The 16,557-nt window shown below is 67.9% G+C and carries 19 protein-coding genes; 17 read left to right on the top strand and 2 right to left on the bottom strand.

Annotated elements, in window-relative coordinates; translation table 11 throughout:
* Positions 1 to 4: 4 nt before the first annotated feature.
* Entirely contained in the window at positions 5 to 934 is a 930-nt protein-coding gene (ubiA, locus tag L8F96_RS03285) for a 4-hydroxybenzoate octaprenyltransferase (protein WP_334655065.1), read from the bottom strand.
* A 176-nt stretch (positions 935 to 1,110) separates the two neighbouring features.
* On the opposite strand from ubiA, the gene L8F96_RS03280 reads away from it, so the two are divergent.
* The 14 genes from L8F96_RS03280 (at position 1,111) to L8F96_RS03215 (ending at position 10,926) form a co-directional block, all read left to right on the top strand.
* The gene (locus L8F96_RS03280) at positions 1,111 to 1,557 is read left to right on the top strand and encodes a DUF2147 domain-containing protein (protein ID WP_314472367.1); all 447 of its coding nucleotides are present in this window, start codon (positions 1,111 to 1,113) and stop codon (positions 1,555 to 1,557) included.
* A gap of 26 nt (positions 1,558 to 1,583) precedes the next feature.
* On the top strand, positions 1,584 to 1,760 hold the full coding sequence (locus L8F96_RS03275; RefSeq protein ID WP_164518904.1) for a hypothetical protein: 177 nt from the start codon (positions 1,584 to 1,586) through the stop codon (positions 1,758 to 1,760).
* Positions 1,757 to 2,491: a 16S rRNA (uracil(1498)-N(3))-methyltransferase gene (locus L8F96_RS03270; protein ID WP_046406934.1), complete on the top strand. Its 735-nt coding sequence runs from the start codon at positions 1,757 to 1,759 to the stop codon at positions 2,489 to 2,491. The genes L8F96_RS03275 and L8F96_RS03270 overlap by 4 nt, the downstream gene beginning before the upstream one ends.
* Positions 2,492 to 2,547: 56 nt before the next feature.
* Entirely contained in the window at positions 2,548 to 3,921 is a 1,374-nt protein-coding gene (locus tag L8F96_RS03265) for a glutamate--cysteine ligase (protein ID WP_334655060.1), read from the top strand.
* Between the two features lie 15 nt (positions 3,922 to 3,936).
* Entirely contained in the window at positions 3,937 to 4,590 is a 654-nt protein-coding gene (locus L8F96_RS03260; RefSeq protein ID WP_136450604.1) for a nicotinate-nucleotide adenylyltransferase, read from the top strand.
* On the top strand, positions 4,587 to 5,003 hold the full coding sequence (rsfS, locus tag L8F96_RS03255) for a ribosome silencing factor (RefSeq protein ID WP_417158927.1): 417 nt from the start codon (positions 4,587 to 4,589) through the stop codon (positions 5,001 to 5,003). The genes L8F96_RS03260 and rsfS overlap by 4 nt, the downstream gene beginning before the upstream one ends.
* A 1-nt stretch (position 5,004) precedes the next feature.
* The gene (locus tag L8F96_RS03250; protein WP_046406927.1) at positions 5,005 to 5,427 is read left to right on the top strand and encodes a 23S rRNA (pseudouridine(1915)-N(3))-methyltransferase RlmH; all 423 of its coding nucleotides are present in this window, start codon (positions 5,005 to 5,007) and stop codon (positions 5,425 to 5,427) included.
* Positions 5,428 to 5,454: 27 nt separating this feature from the next.
* Complete coding sequence (locus L8F96_RS03245) at positions 5,455 to 6,612, top strand: murein hydrolase activator EnvC family protein (RefSeq protein WP_334655052.1); 1,158 nt, start codon at positions 5,455 to 5,457, stop codon at positions 6,610 to 6,612.
* A gap of 134 nt (positions 6,613 to 6,746) precedes the next feature.
* A complete protein-coding gene (locus tag L8F96_RS03240; protein WP_046408492.1) occupies positions 6,747 to 8,096 on the top strand; it encodes a S41 family peptidase in 1,350 nt (449 codons plus the stop codon).
* On the top strand, positions 8,093 to 8,575 hold the full coding sequence (locus L8F96_RS03235; protein WP_046408494.1) for a disulfide bond formation protein B: 483 nt from the start codon (positions 8,093 to 8,095) through the stop codon (positions 8,573 to 8,575). Before L8F96_RS03240 ends, L8F96_RS03235 begins: the two co-directional genes overlap by 4 nt.
* The gene (locus tag L8F96_RS03230; protein ID WP_125945505.1) at positions 8,572 to 9,105 is read left to right on the top strand and encodes a demethoxyubiquinone hydroxylase family protein; all 534 of its coding nucleotides are present in this window, start codon (positions 8,572 to 8,574) and stop codon (positions 9,103 to 9,105) included. The genes L8F96_RS03235 and L8F96_RS03230 overlap by 4 nt, the downstream gene beginning before the upstream one ends.
* Before the next feature lie 15 nt (positions 9,106 to 9,120).
* Entirely contained in the window at positions 9,121 to 9,651 is a 531-nt protein-coding gene (locus L8F96_RS03225) for a hypothetical protein (protein ID WP_052742482.1), read from the top strand.
* Between the two features lie 77 nt (positions 9,652 to 9,728).
* Entirely contained in the window at positions 9,729 to 10,469 is a 741-nt protein-coding gene (locus L8F96_RS03220; RefSeq protein WP_334655047.1) for a DJ-1/PfpI family protein, read from the top strand.
* A 262-nt stretch (positions 10,470 to 10,731) separates the two neighbouring features.
* Positions 10,732 to 10,926 (top strand): hypothetical protein, encoded by a 195-nt coding sequence (locus L8F96_RS03215; RefSeq protein WP_296219822.1) that lies wholly within the window; start codon positions 10,732 to 10,734, stop codon positions 10,924 to 10,926.
* Here the strand turns inward: L8F96_RS03215 and welK are convergent.
* Entirely contained in the window at positions 10,886 to 12,034 is a 1,149-nt protein-coding gene (gene welK, locus L8F96_RS03210) for a beta-1,4-glucuronosyltransferase WelK (protein ID WP_334655044.1), read from the bottom strand. The genes L8F96_RS03215 and welK overlap by 41 nt on opposite strands.
* Positions 12,035 to 12,276: 242 nt before the next feature.
* Between welK and L8F96_RS03205 the strand changes: the two genes are divergently transcribed.
* From L8F96_RS03205 to L8F96_RS03195, 3 genes are all read left to right on the top strand, one after another.
* Positions 12,277 to 14,001: a type I secretion system permease/ATPase gene (locus L8F96_RS03205; protein ID WP_334655042.1), complete on the top strand. Its 1,725-nt coding sequence runs from the start codon at positions 12,277 to 12,279 to the stop codon at positions 13,999 to 14,001.
* 185 nt (positions 14,002 to 14,186) lie between these two features.
* A complete protein-coding gene (locus L8F96_RS03200; RefSeq protein WP_082102827.1) occupies positions 14,187 to 14,699 on the top strand; it encodes a calcium-binding protein in 513 nt (170 codons plus the stop codon).
* 133 nt (positions 14,700 to 14,832) lie between these two features.
* Complete coding sequence (locus L8F96_RS03195) at positions 14,833 to 16,557, top strand: ATP-binding cassette domain-containing protein (protein ID WP_334655039.1); 1,725 nt, start codon at positions 14,833 to 14,835, stop codon at positions 16,555 to 16,557.

The following is a 16,557-nucleotide window of genomic DNA, read 5'->3' as shown; positions in this document are numbered from 1 at the left end:
CGCGTCAGAGCGGCGTTCCCACCACCAGACAGGCCAGGAACATCAACAGGCCGGCGAAGCGGTTGGCGCGGAATCGCGCCAGCGCCCCTGCGCCATCATCGGGGCGAAGCGTCGCCACCTGCCAGCCAAGGTGCGCCGCCATCGGCAGCAGCGCGGCCAGCACCAGCGGGTCGGGCCGGCGCAGCCACAGCGCGCCCGCCCACAACAGCAGCGCCAGCGCGTAGCAGATCGCCGTGCCCGCGCGGACATGCTGGCCCATCCGCAGCGCGGACGATCGCACGCCGATCAGCGCATCATCCTCGCGGTCCTGCAGCGCGTAGATCGTGTCATAGCCGATCACCCAGAAGATGCCGCCCGCGTACAGCAGCAGCCCCGGCGCGGTCAGCGATCCCCACGCTTCCATCCATCCCACCAGCGCGGCCCAGGAGAACACCAGCCCCAGCCACGCCTGCGGCCACCAGGTGATCCGCTTCATGAAGGGGTAGCCGGCGACCAGCGCCAGGCTGGCGATCGAGACGAGCGCGGTGTCCAGCCGCAATTGCAGCAGCACGACCAGCCCGATCAGGCTCAGCACGCCCAGCCAGGCAAAGGCCGCCTTCACCGATACCGCGCCCGACGCCACCGGGCGCGAACGGGTCCGTGCGACGCTCGCGTCTAGGTCGCGATCGACGATGTCGTTGTACACGCATCCCGCGCCGCGCATCGCGATGCTGCCGATCAGCAGCCACAGGATCAGGGTCCAGCGGTTCACTGCCTCGCCGGCCAGCGCGACGCCCCATGCACCCGGCCAGAACAGCAGCCACCAGCCGATCGGCCGGTCGAACCGGGCGAGCAGGGCATAGGGCCGCACGCTGGCGGGCAGCACCGCGATCAGGCCGCGGTGCTCGCTGTCGGGGGTGATCTCGGCGGGGCGGGGGTGGGGAGCACTGGTCACGGCCGACTGACTACCCCCGCTGCCGCGGTTTCGCCACAGCCCTGTGGCAGGAGAAGCGCAGAGTCGTCCGGGCTTGCAAGCGATCCCGCTGTGCTCGGCGTCGCGCACCGCCGCCGCGGGGCCGACGCTTGGCGGCATGCGTTGTGCCCCGGTGGATGTAACACAGGACGATCAGGATGCCCGATCACACTCTTGCACGCATGATGACGCTGGCGGCTGGTGCCATGGTGCTGGTGACGACGACCGCGGCGGGACCGGCGCTGGCACAGGGTAAGTCCGGCCTCGACGGCATCTGGCGAAACGACAGCGACAGCGTGCGCATCCGCGTCGCGCCGTGCGGTGGCCAGCTGTGCGGAACAGTGGTGCAGGCGAGCACGAAGGCGAAGGCGGATGCCGCCGCCGGCGGCACGGTGCAGTTGGTCGGCACGCAATTATTCAGCGGATTTCGCCGCGGCGACGACGGATTGTGGTACGGCCGTGTTTATGTGCCGGACATCGCTCAGGAATTCGACGGGACCATCGATCAGGTCGATCGCGACACGATCGTCGGCAAGGGGTGCCTGTTCGCCAATTTCGCCTGCAAGTCGCAAACGTGGCGGCGCGTCCCCGGCGCACAGAAATGATCGACTGATCCGGTGAAGCGCGCCGCATGATTCATCTGTCCGTTGCCGTCGGCCGCTTCGTCGAAGCGTTGTTCTACGCCATCCTGCGCGTCGCCGGGGTGATCACCGGGGTCGTGCTGCTGGTCGCGCTCGCCGGGCTGGTCCTGTTTCTTCTCGCACGCTGGATGATCGGGCGGGGGCGCCGTAAGGGCGCGGGCCGATGATCGCTACTCCTGCCTGGCCACCGCGCTCCACGCCGCGCCTCTTCCTCGATCGCCCGCTCGGCATCGGCCCGGTACAGGTCGACGGGCCGGCGGCGCATTATCTCGCCGGCGTGATGCGCGTGAAGCCGGGTGATCCGGTGCGATTGTTCGATGACGTGACCGGCGAATGGCTCGCGATCGTCGCCGCGGCCGGCAAGCGCGACCTCACGCTCGACATCACGGAGCAGCTTGCCGTGCGCGAGGCGGTGCCTGACCTGTGGCTGGTCGCCGCGCCGCTCAAGAAGGGCCGGGTCGACTGGATGGCGGAAAAGGCGTGCGAGCTGGGCGTCGCGCGCTACGTCCCCGTCATCACCCGTCGCACGGTGGTGGACAAGCTCAACCTCGATCGCCTCCGCGCACATATGATCGAGGCGGCCGAGCAATGCGGCCGCACCGCGCTGCCGCAGGTGGCGGAGGCCGTGAAGCTCCCCGCGCTGCTGCGCGACTGGCCGGCCGACCGCGCGCTCTATTTCGCCGACGAGTTGGGCGGCGTCGCCGCGCGCGACGCGATCCGCCCTGGTCCGGCGGCGATCCTGATCGGCCCGGAGGGCGGCTTCGACGATGACGAGCGCGCCGCCATCCGCGCGCTGCCGCAGGCCGTTGGGATGGGGCTCGGGCCGCGTATCCTGCGTGCCGACACCGCCGCGGCCGCTGCGATCGCGGTATGGATGGCGGTCGCCGGCGACTGGTGAACGCCGTCTTGGCGAAACACCTAGCGGCCGTCACAAAGCCCCTTTAAGGCCGCGCCATGACGACGAAGACCGTTTCGGATAGCAACTCGCCGCTGATCGAGTCGCGTGACCAGCTGATCGCCAGTTTTGCGAAGGGCGAGAAGGCGAGGGACCGCTGGCGGATCGGCACCGAACACGAAAAGTTCGTCTATTCACGCGCCGATCATCATGCCCCCAGCTGGGACGAGCCCTCGGGTATTCGCGCGCTGCTCACCGAATTGCAGCAATATGGCTGGAAGCCGGTCGAGGAGGGCGGAAAGATCATCGCGCTGACCGGCGCCGACGGATCGGTCAGCCTGGAACCCGCCGGCCAGTTCGAGCTTTCCGGCGCCCCGCTCGACAATCTGCACCAGACCTGCGCCGAAACCGGCCGCCATCTCGATCAGGTGAAGGCGGCGGGGGACAAGCTGGGCATCGGCTTCCTCGGCCTTGGCATGTGGCCGGACAAGACCCGCGCCGAACTGCCGATCATGCCCAAGGGCCGCTACGCCATCATGCTGCGCCACATGCCGCGCGTCGGCACGATGGGGCTCGACATGATGCTGCGCACCTGCACGATCCAGGTGAACCTCGACTATGCCACCGAGGCGGACATGGTGCAGAAATTCCGCGTCGGCCTCGCGCTCCAGCCGCTCGCCACCGCGCTGTTCGCCAATTCGCCCTTCACCGAAGGCAAGCCCAACGGCTATCTCAGCTTCCGCAGCCACATCTGGTCGGACACCGATCCCGCCCGCACCGGCATGCTGCCCTTCGTGTTCGAGGACGGCTTCGGCTATGAACGCTACGCCGACTATATGCTCGATGTGCCGATGTACTTCGTCTACCGCGACGGCAAATATATCGACGCGGCCGGGCTCAGCTTCCGCGATTTCCTGAAGGGCGAGCTGTCCGTCCTTCCCGGCGAGCTGCCGACGCTCGACGACTGGAACGATCACCTCTCCACCGCCTTCCCGGAGGTACGCCTCAAGACCTTCCTTGAGATGCGCGGCGCCGATGGCGGCCCGTGGAACCGCATCTGCGCGCTGCCCGCGCTCTGGGTCGGCCTGCTCTACGATCAGGGCGCGCTCGACGCTGCCTGGGACCTCGTGAAGCATTGGTCGATGGAGGCGCGCCAGGCGCTGCGCGATTCGGTGCCCCGGCTCGGCCTCGACGCCCCCGTCGCCGGTCGCGGCACGCTGCGCGATATCGCCGCGGAGGTGCTCGACATCGCCAATGCCGGTCTCGCCGCCCGCGCACGGCTCAACTCCTCGGGCGACAATGAAACCGGCTTCCTCGATCCGCTGCGCGACATCGTGCGCACCGGCAAGGTCCCCGCGCAGCAGCTGCTCGATCGCTACAACGGCGCATGGGGTGGCGACGTGTCGAAGGTCTATGAGGAGCAGAGCTTCTGATCGGGACTTCCCGACGTGGCTGACGGCCGTCCTTCGCGCCGGACCCCGCGCCGCATCGGCCTCCTCGGCGGCTCGTTCAACCCCGCGCACAAGGGGCACCGGCGGATCAGCCTCGCCGCGATCAATGCGCTCGACCTCGACGAAGTCTGGTGGCTGGTCTCGCCCGGCAATCCGCTGAAGCCGGCCGACGGCATGGCGCCGCTGCCTGCGCGGCTCGCCTCCGCCCGCCGCGTCGCACGCGCGGCGCGCATCCGCCCGACCGATATCGAGGCGCGGCTCGGCACCCGCTACACCGTCGACACGCTCGCCGCGCTGGTCCGGCGCTACCCGCGGCACCGTTTCATCTGGCTGATGGGCGCGGACAATCTCGGACAGTTCCACCGCTGGCGCGACTGGCGCCGCATCGCCCGGACGGTTCCGATTGCAGTTATCGCGCGTCCAGGATATGATGCTGCTGCCCTCGCGGCACCCGCGACGGGTTGGCTGCGGCGCTTCCAGAGGCCCGCACGCCAGGCGAAGAACTGGACCGAGTGGAGTGTGCCAGCCCTGGTGCTGCTACGTTTCCGCCCTGACCCGACCTCCGCGACGCAGCTGCGCGCCGCAGATCCTGCCTGGCATCGGCGCTATGCGCTCCCCATATCAGCAGCCAAACCTTTCACCCAGGAGTGAACTTGCCCGCTTCCGCCAACGCCTATCGATCCCCTGACGCTGACAGCGTCGCGGCATTGCATAAGCTTGTCCTCGACAGCCTGGACGATGATCAGGCCGTCGACACCATCTCGATCCCGCTCGCGGGGAAGTCGTCGATCGCCGATCACATGGTGGTCGCCAGCGGCCGCTCGACCCGTCAGGTCGCCTCGATGGCGACCAAGCTGGCCGAGAAGATCAAGCGCGACACCGGCCGCTCCCCGCGGATCGAGGGGCTGCCCACCGCGGATTGGGTGCTGATCGACGCCGGCGACGTGATCGTCCACCTGTTCCGCCCCGAGGTCCGTTCCTTCTACAATCTGGAGCGCATGTGGTCGTTCGGCGACGCGCCGTCCCCGACGCCGACGGATCAGGCATCCCCCGGGAACGCCTGACCTGCTGCTTCACATCGTTGCGCGCGGACGGATCGGGCGCTCGCCCGAATCCGAGCTGGTCGACCGCTATCTGAAGCGGATCGCCTGGCCGACGCGCGTGACGGAGCTTCCCGATCGCGGCGGCAAGATCCCCGATGTCCCCGCCGCCACGCGCCGCGTCGTGCTCGACGAAACCGGCAAGGTCCTGTCCTCGGTCGAATTCGCGCGCCAGCTCGAACGCTGGCGTGACGATGGCGTGCGTGAGGCGCGCTTCATGATCGGAGCCGCTGACGGCTTCGGCGATGCCGAGCGCGACGGGGCGGACCTGCTCCTGTCCTTCGGCCGCGCCACCTGGCCGCACATGATGGCGCGCGCGATGCTCGCCGAACAATTGTTCCGCGCTACCTCCATCCTTGCCAATCACCCTTATCATCGCGAAGGCTGACCGCCGATGCGGATGGGGGAGACAGCAATGCTCGTGGGGGCGGCGATGCTGCTCGCCAGCGCCACCAGCGCGCCCGATCCGATTGCGGTCGAACGCCGCCGGCTGACGCAAGCGAAGCAGGAGGCGGCCCGCGCCGCCGCCCGCGCCCGCGATCTGGAGCGCCGCGCCGCGCAGCAGCAGGATGCCGTCGCCCGCGCCCAGGCCGAGGAAAAGGCGGTTGGCGCCCGCATTCGCCGCGCGGAGGCCGATGTCGCCGCCGCCCGCGCCCGACTCGCGCTGGTGGAGGCGCTGCTCGCCCGCCAGCGCGCGGAACTGGGGGAGCGGCAGCAGCCGGTCGCCCGGCTCGTCGCCGCGCTTGCCTCGCTCGCGCGCCGTCCCGCGGCGGCGGCCATCGTCCAGCCCGGTTCGGTCAGCGATCTGGTCCATGTCCGCGCGGTGCTGGGCAGCACCTTGCCGGCGGTGCGCCGAGACACGGCCGCGCTACGCACCGATCTTGCCGACACGCGAAAGCTGCGCGCCGACGCGACGCTCGCCACCACCGCGCTCGACCAGAGCCGCACCGCGCTGGTCGGGGAACGGCAGCAACTCGCCGCCCTGCGCGCGCGCCACGCCGCGGCGGCGCTGCAATATAATCGCGACGCCTTGATCCAGTCTGATCGCGCCATCGCGATGGGGGAGGAGGCGCGCGACATCATCGATCGCATGGCTGCGATCGGCGAGACGCGCGCCACGCTCGACACGCTCGCCGCCTTACCCCCGCCACCAGCTCCCCCGCCACCAGCTGCACCCGCCGCAAGCCCGTCACCACCGGCCCGCACCGCCGCCTATCGCCTGCCGGTCGCCGGCACGCTGGTGACCGGGCTTGGCGAGGTCTCCGAAAATGGCGTGCGCGCCCGCGGGCTGACGCTGGCGGTGCCGCGCGGCGCGGCGGTGGTCGCGCCGGCGGCCGGACAGGTGGTCTTCGCCCGCCCGTTCCGCCGCTTCGGCACGATCGTGGTGATCGATCACGGTGCCGGCTGGAATACGCTGGTGACCGGGCTGGGCAGTGCCGACGTGAAGCGCGGCAGCAATGTCGCGCCGGGCCAGGCGATCGGCCGCGCGCCGCGCACCGCGCCGACGCCGCAGATCACTGTGGAGCTGCGGCGACGCGGCCAGCCGGTCGACATCACGGCGCTGCTCGATTGATCGCTGAAAATCGCCCGACATCCCCGCGTGATGCCGCGCGATGCTCAGCCTCCATTAAGCTGCCGGCGTGCTTTGCTCGCCGGCGTGAAAGCCGCTAAAGCCTGTCGATCCGGTACGCCCTAGGACGCACACCTATGAAGTTCCCGCTGCTTTCCGCCACTGCCCTGGTCGCGACGCTGGCGCTCGCACCCGTGACCACGGGGGCGATGGCGGCGGTGGATGCCAGCGCCTATCGCGAGATGGAACGCTTCATGGACGTGTATAATCGCGTCAAGGCGGACTATGTCGACAAGGTCACCGATGCGCAGCTGATCAAGGGCGCGATCGACGGCATGCTCGCCTCGCTTGATCCGCATTCGGGCTATGTCGACGCGGCCGATTACGAAAATCTGCGCATCGCGACCGAGGGGAATTACGGCGGCCTTGGCCTTACCGTCTCGCTGGAGGATGGCGCGGTGAAGGTCATCGCCCCGCAGGAGGATTCGCCCGCGTGGCGCGCCGGGATCAAGGCCGGCGACTATATCACCCACATTGATGGCAAGCTGATCTACGGCGGCTCGCTTGATGAGGCGGTGGCCCAGATGCGTGGCAAGCCGGGCTCGAAGCTGGCGATCACCATCGTCCGCCCCGGCCGCGACAAGCCGATGGAGCTGACGCTGACGCGCGAGCTGATCGTCCAGCGCCCGGTCAAATGGGAAGTGAAGGGCGATGTCGGCTATCTCAACATCAACACCTTCTCCGAAACCACTGGCGCCGACACCCGCGCCGCGATGGTCGCGATCGAAAAGGCGCTCGGCCGCCGCCCGCTCGGCTATGTCGTCGACCTGCGCTCCAACGGTGGCGGGCTGCTGACCCAGGCGATCGAGGTCGCCGACGTCTTCCTCGAGGGCGGCGAGGTCGTGTCGCAGCGCGGCCGTGAGAAGGGCGATATCGAGCGTTATTACGCCAAGCCCGGCGACATGGCGCACGGCCTGCCGATCATCGTGCTCACCGACAGCGGTACCGCATCGGCCTCGGAAATCGTCGCCGGCGCGATCCAGGATCATCACCGCGGCCTCGTCATGGGCGAACGTACCTTCGGCAAGGGCTCGGTGCAGACGCTGCTTCAGATCGGGCCGACGACGGCGCTGCGCCTCACCACCGCGCGTTATTACACCCCATCGGGCCGCTCGGTGCAGGAAGGGGGCATTGAACCCGATATCGCCGTGCCGCAGATCAGCGACCCCGACTACAAGTCGCGCCCGGTATTCCGCGAGGCGGATCTTCGCCGCCACCTCATCAATGAGGTGAAGGCCGACGACAAGATCCTCGAGGAAGATACGAAGGACGATCCGCGCTTCTCGGCGACGCCGGACGAACTGAAGAAGCAGGGCGTGGAGGACTTCCAGCTCTGGTACGCGCTGAAGACGATCGCGCGGCTCGGCGGCCCGCCGCAGGTCGCCGCCGTCACGGCATCGATGAAGAAGGATGTTGCGGCGAAGTGACCCAGTCGCAGACACGCGCGCGTCTGATCGCGCTGCTTTTGCCATTGTTGCTGCTGGCGGGTGCCTGGGGATCGCAACTGATCGGCGGGCTGGCCCCGTGCGAGATGTGTCACTGGCAACGCTGGCCGCATTATGCCGCAGTCGTCTGCGCGGCGTTCGCGTTCATCGTGCCGGGTCGCTCCAGCAAGGTGACGATGACGGCGGTGGCCGCGCTGCTGATCGCGCTCTCCGGCCTCATCGGCGTGTTCCACGCCGGCGTCGAATATCATTGGTGGCCCGGCATCACCGCCTGCTCGACGATGGCCGGGGGGGAGGGCGTGTCGACTGACGAGATGCTCCGCCGGATCCTCGCTGCGCCGGTCGTGCGGTGCGACGCGGCACAATGGACGTTGTTCGGCGTTTCCCTGGCTGGGTACAATGCCATCCTGTCGCTCGGTGGAGCCGCGGTGATCGGCGTCTTGATTGGAAAGGCACGATGAACTGGAAACCCGGTGATCGCCGGCGCGATACCAAGGCGATGATCCGCGTCGATCAGGCCGGTGAATTCGGCGCGACGCGCATTTACGCCGGGCAGCTCGCCATCATGGGCCACCGCTCGCCCGCCGCGCGCGAGATCGCGGGCATGGCGCTGCAGGAGGAACGCCATCGGCAGTTCTTCGACCGGCTGATCGCCGAGCGCGGCGTGCGGCCGACCTTGTTCCAGCCGTTCTGGGATGTCGCCGGCTTTGCGCTGGGCGCGGTCACGGCCGCGATCGGGCCGGAGGCCGCGATGGCCTGCACCGCGGCGGTCGAGACGGAGATCGACAAACATTATGCCGAGCAGCTGGTTGAGCTTGGCACGGACGATCCCGAACTCAGCGACGCGATCGCCGAATTCCAGGCGGAGGAGCTGGAACATCGCGACAAGGCGCTGGCCAGCGGCGCGGAGGATGCGCCGGCCTATCCGCTGCTGTCGGCGGTAATCCGCCTCGGCTGCCGCGCGGCGATCGCCACCGCCAAGCGGATCTGAAGGAGAGTTGGAGCGATGCGATTGATCGGAACGTCGGTGCTGGCCCTGCTGATCGCCAGCCCGCTGGCGGCCCAGACGGTACAGACGGCGCCGGTCGATGGCGCGCCCGCGTCGCCGCCCAAGGTCGTGATCGTACCCCCGCCGTCGAAGCCGGTGGCACTGCCCGGCGCGCCGCGCGCCAGCCGCCAGACCGTCTCGACCGAAACCGCGCGTGGCGCCCCGGTCAATGGCGTGCTCGTTCTCTACGGCAACGAACGCTGCCCGACGAACAGCAATGGCGAGGAAATCGTCGTCTGCCAGCGCCGCAGCGCGCAGGAGCAGTTCCGCATCCCGCAGGAAGTGCGCACGCTCGAGGTGACGCCGGAGAACGAAAGCTGGGCGGCGCGTGAAAAGGGCAACCAGGACGTCGGCGCGGTCGGGGTCGGCTCGTGCAGCACGGTCGGCGCGGGCGGCGCGACCGGCTGTTTCGTCCAGAACGCCCGCCGGTCGAAGCGCGAGGCCCAGGCCCGCGAACAGGGCGCCAATCCGAACCTCGATCCCTTCTGATCGCATCTGGCCGGGGTGCGGCCGAACGCGGCCAATTGTCTCCAAAGGCGTCACGCAAACAGGCCGCCGGCACGACGATGGCGGCCGTTCATCACCCGGCATTCCGGCCGGATCAGGATAGGAGAGGCCCGTTGCGCGTCGCATTTCTGCTGTTCCCCAACGTCACCCAACTCGACCTCACCGGCCCCGCCCAGGTGCTCTCCCGACTCGGCGGCGATGCCCGTCTCGACCTCGTCTGGAAGACGCTGGACCCGGTCCCCACCGACGCCGGTTTCTCGATCCTCCCGACCGCCACCTTCGCCGACGTGCCGACCGCGGACATCCTCTGCATACCCGGCGGGATCGGCGTCAATCAGGTCATCGCGGATGACGCCGCAATGGCGTGGGTCGAACAAATTGGCGCGTCTGCGCAATGGGTTACCAGCGTCTGCACCGGATCGATGATCCTCGGCGCGGCCGGTCTGCTCCGCGGCTATCGTGCCACCTCGCACTGGGCCTGGCGCGACCAGCTCGCCCTGTTCGGCGCCACGCCCGTCGCCGAACGCGTCGTCGTCGACCGCAACCGGGCGACCGGCGGCGGCGTCACTGCCGGCATCGATTTCGCTCTGACACTGACCGCCCTGCTGCGCGGCGAAGACCATGCCCGCGGCGTCCAGCTCGGCCTCGAATACAACCCCGCACCCCCCTTCGACGCCGGCACCCCGGCCAAGGCCGGCGAAGCGCTGGTCAGCGCCTTCGAAGCGCGCATGGAACGGGCCGCGCCTGGCCGCCATGAAGAACTGCGCGATCTCGCCGCGACGCGCGGTTTTCTCTCGTGATCGCAACCGGATAGCCGAGGGCGCTATTACCGGAATCAGGCTGGCCGCGATCGCGGAACGAGCGGGAAATCACCCGAAGGCAGCAGATGTAATGGCTGCTCCCCGGACGGAGAGAAGCCCGACGACCGACGCCGCACCTCTGCCCACCGCTATCACCCGGATTGCGCTCCTTTCATTGCCGCTGCATGGCTCCGGCACAACAGCGAGGACGCAGATGGACACTGGCACGGAGCAAGGGAGGGAAGGCCCCCAAGGCGCGCCGATGTCTTCGATCGTCGCCAAGCCACTCGTGGTAATGGGCGTGCTTTGCGTCGTGCCGCTCGCTGTCAGCGTCGCCACCGCCGGACGCTTGATGCGCGGCCAGTGGCGCGGTCTTGGCCGCGATGCCGTCGCCGTGGCGCGTGCCACGACCGCGGCTACCCGCGCGACGCTCGGCGCACTTGCGGACCGCCGCTGAAGCCTTGCTCCACTGATTTTCCACTCACCCCGCGTCGTTCCCGCGACCACCCGGTGAGCAACATGTCCAGATGCGCCTGCAGAGGGGCTGTATCGGTGGTTGCCATCCTGGCAGGGCGCGCGCGAACGCGGGACAGGGCAGTGGCCAGATCCTGCTTTGCATCCACCACTTCGATCAACCCGCGCGCGGCAAAGGCGGTGCAAATTTCCAGCTGGTGATCATCATAATGTTCGCCCAACGCGAACAGGCGCGGGACGGCAATGACACGACACCCTTGTTGAAGGGCGGTGATCAGCGAACCGGTGCCGCCGTGGCAGATCACGATATCCGCGCGCTGGAGGATGCCTTGCACCGCGGGGAAGGGAATTGCCTCATGCACCTCCTCGATCGCGTCAGGTCGGGCGCTGGTATCGCCCACCTGCAGGATCACATGCTCTGGCAACAGCCCGTCCCTCTTCGCCGCCGTGACGAGGGTCACCAGCCGATCGAACGGCAAGGTCGCGCCGACCGTCGCGAACACGATCGGCTCCTTCGCGGGGCGCTCGTCATCGATCAGGCGCAGAGGATCGAAGACCACCTGCGCGCCCCAGCCCTCCGCCGATGCGTGTGACTGGGCAATGCGCACATGCGCGAGTGGTCCGGCGATCCGCGCGAAGACGGATGGCGCGGTGAACCTGGCGAAGCTGTCGATCAGGATAATGCGCGCGCCTGCCATGCGCGCAAACAGCAGCATGAAGAACATGGACCCCGCGCCCGTGGTGAGCACGGCGTCGGGCCGCTCGCGCAGGACGATCCGCAGCGATTGGCAGAGGTTGCGCACCGCGGCCGCGATCATGCGGAACGGGGCGCCGAGCCGCGCCTGACCAAGCGCGCAATGCGCAACGTACATCGTCCGATGTTGTGCGCCGATGGAGCGCCCTAATGCGAGATCCTCAGTCACGAAGAAGAAGTCGTGCGCGCGCCAGACGGGCTCCAGATCCAGGATTTGCCGCACATGTCCGCCGCCGGAGGCGCACAGCGCCAGCTTCAGTGGCCGCGGCTCGGTGTCCGTGCCCGTTCCAGCCCGACGTCCCTTGCTGACAGGGGCGGGCGAGAGATCGGCGTCCAAGGCGGTGCGAAGCTGATGCACAAGCGTAGTTCCCGGACTGCGCGGCCACGCCGGTCGGGGCGGCAGCGGCTGGTTCATGCCGCGTCATACCGCCCACCGCCGCTTCGCTGCGCGGAGACCCGTCCGAAATGGCACCGTTAGTCTGCGCGCCGCGGGGTACGGCTGGTTACCATAGGGCGGAAAGGATGGCCGCGGCTGTCCCTCGGATCAGTAATGAGCACCATTTCGGACGGGTGCGCGCGATGAGGAGGCGTACGGCCACGATGCTCCGGTCAGGTGGGCTGCTTAGTGATTCGCGCCTTTCGCCCCTCGCGCCCGTGCTTCGCCGCGCGCTGATCGGCATCGTGCTGAGCAGCGCAGTGCTCAACGTGCTGCTGCTCGCCGGCTCGATCTACATGATGCTGGTCTACGATTTCGTGCTGCCGGGACGCAGCCTTCCCACCCTCTTCGGCCTGCTGATGATGGTCATCGCGGCCTACGTCTTCCAAGGGATGCTGGACGCCCTGCGCGGGCATGTGCTGGTGCATCTCGCCAGCAATGTCGACGCGGCGCTGGAGTTGAAGGCGCATGATCTGGCGGTCACGCTTGCGCGCCTCAATCCGGCGAGGGACTCAGGTCAGCCGGTGCGCGACGTCGATCAGGTTCGCCAGTTCCTCGGCGGGAGCGGGCCGACCGCGCTGGTCGATCTTCCATGGGTGTTCTTCTTCGTTGGTATCCTTTTCCTTCTGCATCCCTGGCTCGGCGCCACCGTGCTGGCGGGCGCTATCGTGCTCATCGCGCTCACCGTCGCGACGGAGTGGATCAGCAATTCGGCCACCGCGCAGTTGGTGCGGCTGAACCGCGATCGCCAACAGGCCATTGAGACGAGCCAACGACACGCGGAGACGCTCTACGCCATGGGTATGCAGGGCCAGATGGGCGCCCGCTGGCGTGCCGCCAACGGATCCTATCGGCAGGCGCAGGTGCGGCTTGGCGGCAAGAGCAGCGTCCTCGTCACGTCGGGACGGATCTTCCGCATCTTCCTCCAGTCGGTGGTGCTGACCGTGGGCGCGTTGCTGGTGCTCAGCGAAAAGGCGAGCGGCGGCGTGATCTTCGCCAGCTCGATCCTGTCCGCCCGCGCGCTCGCCCCGATCGAACTCGCTATCGCCAATTGGCGCGGGTTTGTCGGCGCGCGGCAAAGCTGGCAGCGGCTGGGCGACGTCATGGCATTTGGCGGGGAGGCACGCGCCGTACAGCCGCTGCCGCCCCCGGGCAGCACTTTGTCCGTCGATGCCCTGACCTTGGTCCCTCCCGGCGCGAGCGAGCCAACCGTGCGCCACGTCTCGTTCGTCGCCTATGCGGGAGAGGCAATCGCGATCATGGGGGCGAGCGGGGCAGGGAAGTCCACCTTGCTTCGCGGCATCGCCGGCACTTTGCCGCCGCTCGCTGGAGAGGTGCGGTTGGATGGCGCAACCATGACGCAATGGCCGCGCGATCTGCTGGGACGGGAGATCGGATTTCTGCCGCAGAATGTGGAACTGCTCCCGGGCACCGTGGCGCAGAACATCGCCCGCTTCGACCCCGCAGCATCGGTGGATACGATCATTGCCGCTGCCCAGCAGGCCGGTGTCGACGAAATGATCCAGCAACTGCCTGACGGATATAACACCGACGTGGGAACCGACGGGCGCCGGCTGTCGGGTGGCCAGCGGCAGCGGATTGCCTTGGCCCGCGCTCTCCATGGAGATCCGTTCCTGATCCTGCTGGATGAGCCGAACGCCAATCTCGACCCGGTCGGAGAGGCCGCGCTTGTCGAGGCAGTCGGCGCGGCCACGGCCCGGGGCGCGGTTGTCATCGTGGTAGCGCACCGTCCCTCCATCCTGGCGGCGATCGATCACGTCCTGCTCATGAAGGAGGGGCGCGCCGTGGCATATGGTCCAAAACGGACTAATCTATCGCAAGTCTCTATGGACGCGCAAAGTGCTTGATGTGAAAAATGTCACTGTTCGTACTGGGAAGGGGCAAGGACGGTGACGTACTATCCCTCCATTTCTGCGCCATCTCAACTATCAGCACCCTGTCCGTCGTGCTGAAAAAGGCCCGCCAATGATCGGAGTCGTTCCGAATATTGGGGGCAACACACGCCCAATGGCTTCTTTGCTAGGAGGGTACGATGGCAGACTATGTTTCGGGAACAGAAAACAGGGATGATATTTCTGCTACGCGCAATGACACGACTCTTGCCGGCAAGGGCGGGGACGACGTGCTGCGCGGCGGCCGTGGCGACGACATTCTGGTCGGCGGCGCGGGCAATGACCAACTGTACGGCGGCGCTGGTGCCGATCAGTTCCGCTTCTTCGGCAACCAGGTCGGTGGCGCGTCCGATGTGGACTCGATCTATGATCTGAATTTCGCGCAGGGCGACAAGCTGGTATTCGGTGAATACAATGGCTTATTCGACACCGACGCGCCGGGTCTGAACGGCTTTGCCAACGGGGACTCGGCGATCATCACCAGCTTCGAGGGGCTGGCAGCAGCCTATGAAGCGTCGGGCGGCCGTATCACGTACAGCGGCAACGCGGCCTATGACCTGCTGATCATCAACTTCGAAACCGGCAACGGTTCGACCCAGACGCTGCGTATCAGCAATGGCTATGCGGCGTTCACCCAAGAGCTGTCGAGCTGATCAGGCTCGTCGTGCCGCAAGAGACAGGGGCGTCGCGCATGCGCGGCGTCCCTTCCCTGCGTGGATTCACCTCGCGATCGCGCGGTGCAGGCTCAACGCCCGAGCACCGGCGCTCTCTGGAAGGGCAGGGCGCATGATACAGCTGACGGCAGCCGACACGATCAGCAATCGGTCTGCTCACGAGCGTGTGGCGCTGGCGAAACGCAAGGCGATACCGGGTATCGCGATCCTTGGGCTTGCCTTGTCGTTGCTGCCGGTCGGCTATGCTCTGTATCTGATGCTGCTGATCGACATCGCGCTTCCCGGGCGGAGCGGCAGCACGATTGTGGGCCTGCTCACCCTCGCGGCCGCCCTTGTCGTTCTCCACACGGTTCTTCTCGCCACGCGCCATCGGCTGTTCGCTCATCTTGCTGCCGCTTATGATCAGGCGGGCGGAATGACGGAGCGCCTCGATCCGATACGTAAAGCCCTGGTTGGGCCAGCGGTACCAGCGCTGATCGATACCGCGTGCATACCCGTGGCGCTGATCGTTCTGGCGCTTGTCGGCGGGCCCGTCGCGCTGGTGCCGCTCGCTGGCGCGATCGTGATCCTCCTCGTCCTCGCACCATCCGCTGGAAAGCTGGCGCGCGACCGCGATGCCGCGCGATCGGCCTACAGGCTGCGCGACGTCGAGGCGGCGCTGGGCCAGCCACGCGGAGCCCTTCTCGCCTTGCTTGGGGCGGGGCAGCACGCCAGCGCATCCGATGCTCGCCATCGGCGTCAGGTTGCGTCGGCGGAGCAGCTTGCCAGCTGGCACGAGGGGGATGCCGTGCGACTGGTCGGTCTGACCGCTACGCTGTTCCTGGCGGCGACGGCCGCAGCCGCCACTTGGCTGATGGCCTCCGATGCGGCGAGCCACGGCGCCTTCGCGGCAACCATGTTGCTGGCGACGCTGATCTTCTGGACGCTGCATCGTCTGGCGAGTCATCTGGCAGTGCTGAGCGCCGCCAGGCAGGCGTGGGGCGCCTTCGAGGAGAGCGTCAACACAATCGAGGCACCCCGCGCGCTCGTTCCCCTCCCGCCGCCCGTGCGCCGCCTTGAGGTGAGCAACGCTGCCCTGCCGGTACATGGTACGCGGCGGATCATGTTGCAGGAGGTCAGTTTCGCCGCGCAGGCGGGGGACGTGGTGGCCGTCATCGGCCCGGCGAATTGCGGCAAGTCCGTGCTGCTGAAGATGCTGGCAGGGCAGGTGCGTGCGGTTGCTGGCACCGTAAGGCTCGATGGCGCCACGCTGGACCAATGGGATGACGACGCTCGTTCGTCCCACATAGGCTATCTGCCCACCATGCCCGAGCTGATGCCCGGGACGGTGGCTGCCAATATCGCCCGATTTGATCAGGCGGCCGACCCCGCTTTGGTCACGCGCGCCGCGTTGGCAGCTGGCGCTCACGATGCGATCGTCCGCCTGCCGAATGGTTACGATACGGAGCTTGCGCAGCACGATGCGCCCGCGCCGGCGCTGTCGGTGCAGCATCGCATTGCGCTTGCACGCGCGCTGTACGGGGACCCGTTCCTCCTCCTGCTCGACAACCCTAGCGCCTTCCAGGATGGGGAGGGCAATGCTGCACTACGCCGCTGTCTCGCTGACGTGCAGGAGCGCGGCGGGATCGCGATCGTGGTCGGGGACTCGGCCGCCATCATCGACAGCGCCAATCTGGTGCTCGTCCTTCGCAAGGGCGGCATGGCTGATTTTGGCACCAAGGAAGATGTCCGCGCCCGCATGGCCGAGCGTCAGCGGCGGGATGCCGAACGCCTTGCCCAGACGTCCGTATATGCCGAGCCACGGGTGGCTGATCCCGTCGTTGGCGACCGGGAGTGA

Source organism: Sphingomonas panaciterrae (genome assembly GCF_036890205.1).
Classification (GTDB): domain Bacteria; phylum Pseudomonadota; class Alphaproteobacteria; order Sphingomonadales; family Sphingomonadaceae; genus Sphingomonas; species Sphingomonas panaciterrae.
Note: the sequence above shows the minus strand (reverse complement) of the source record. Positions and strands in the feature narration are given on the sequence as shown.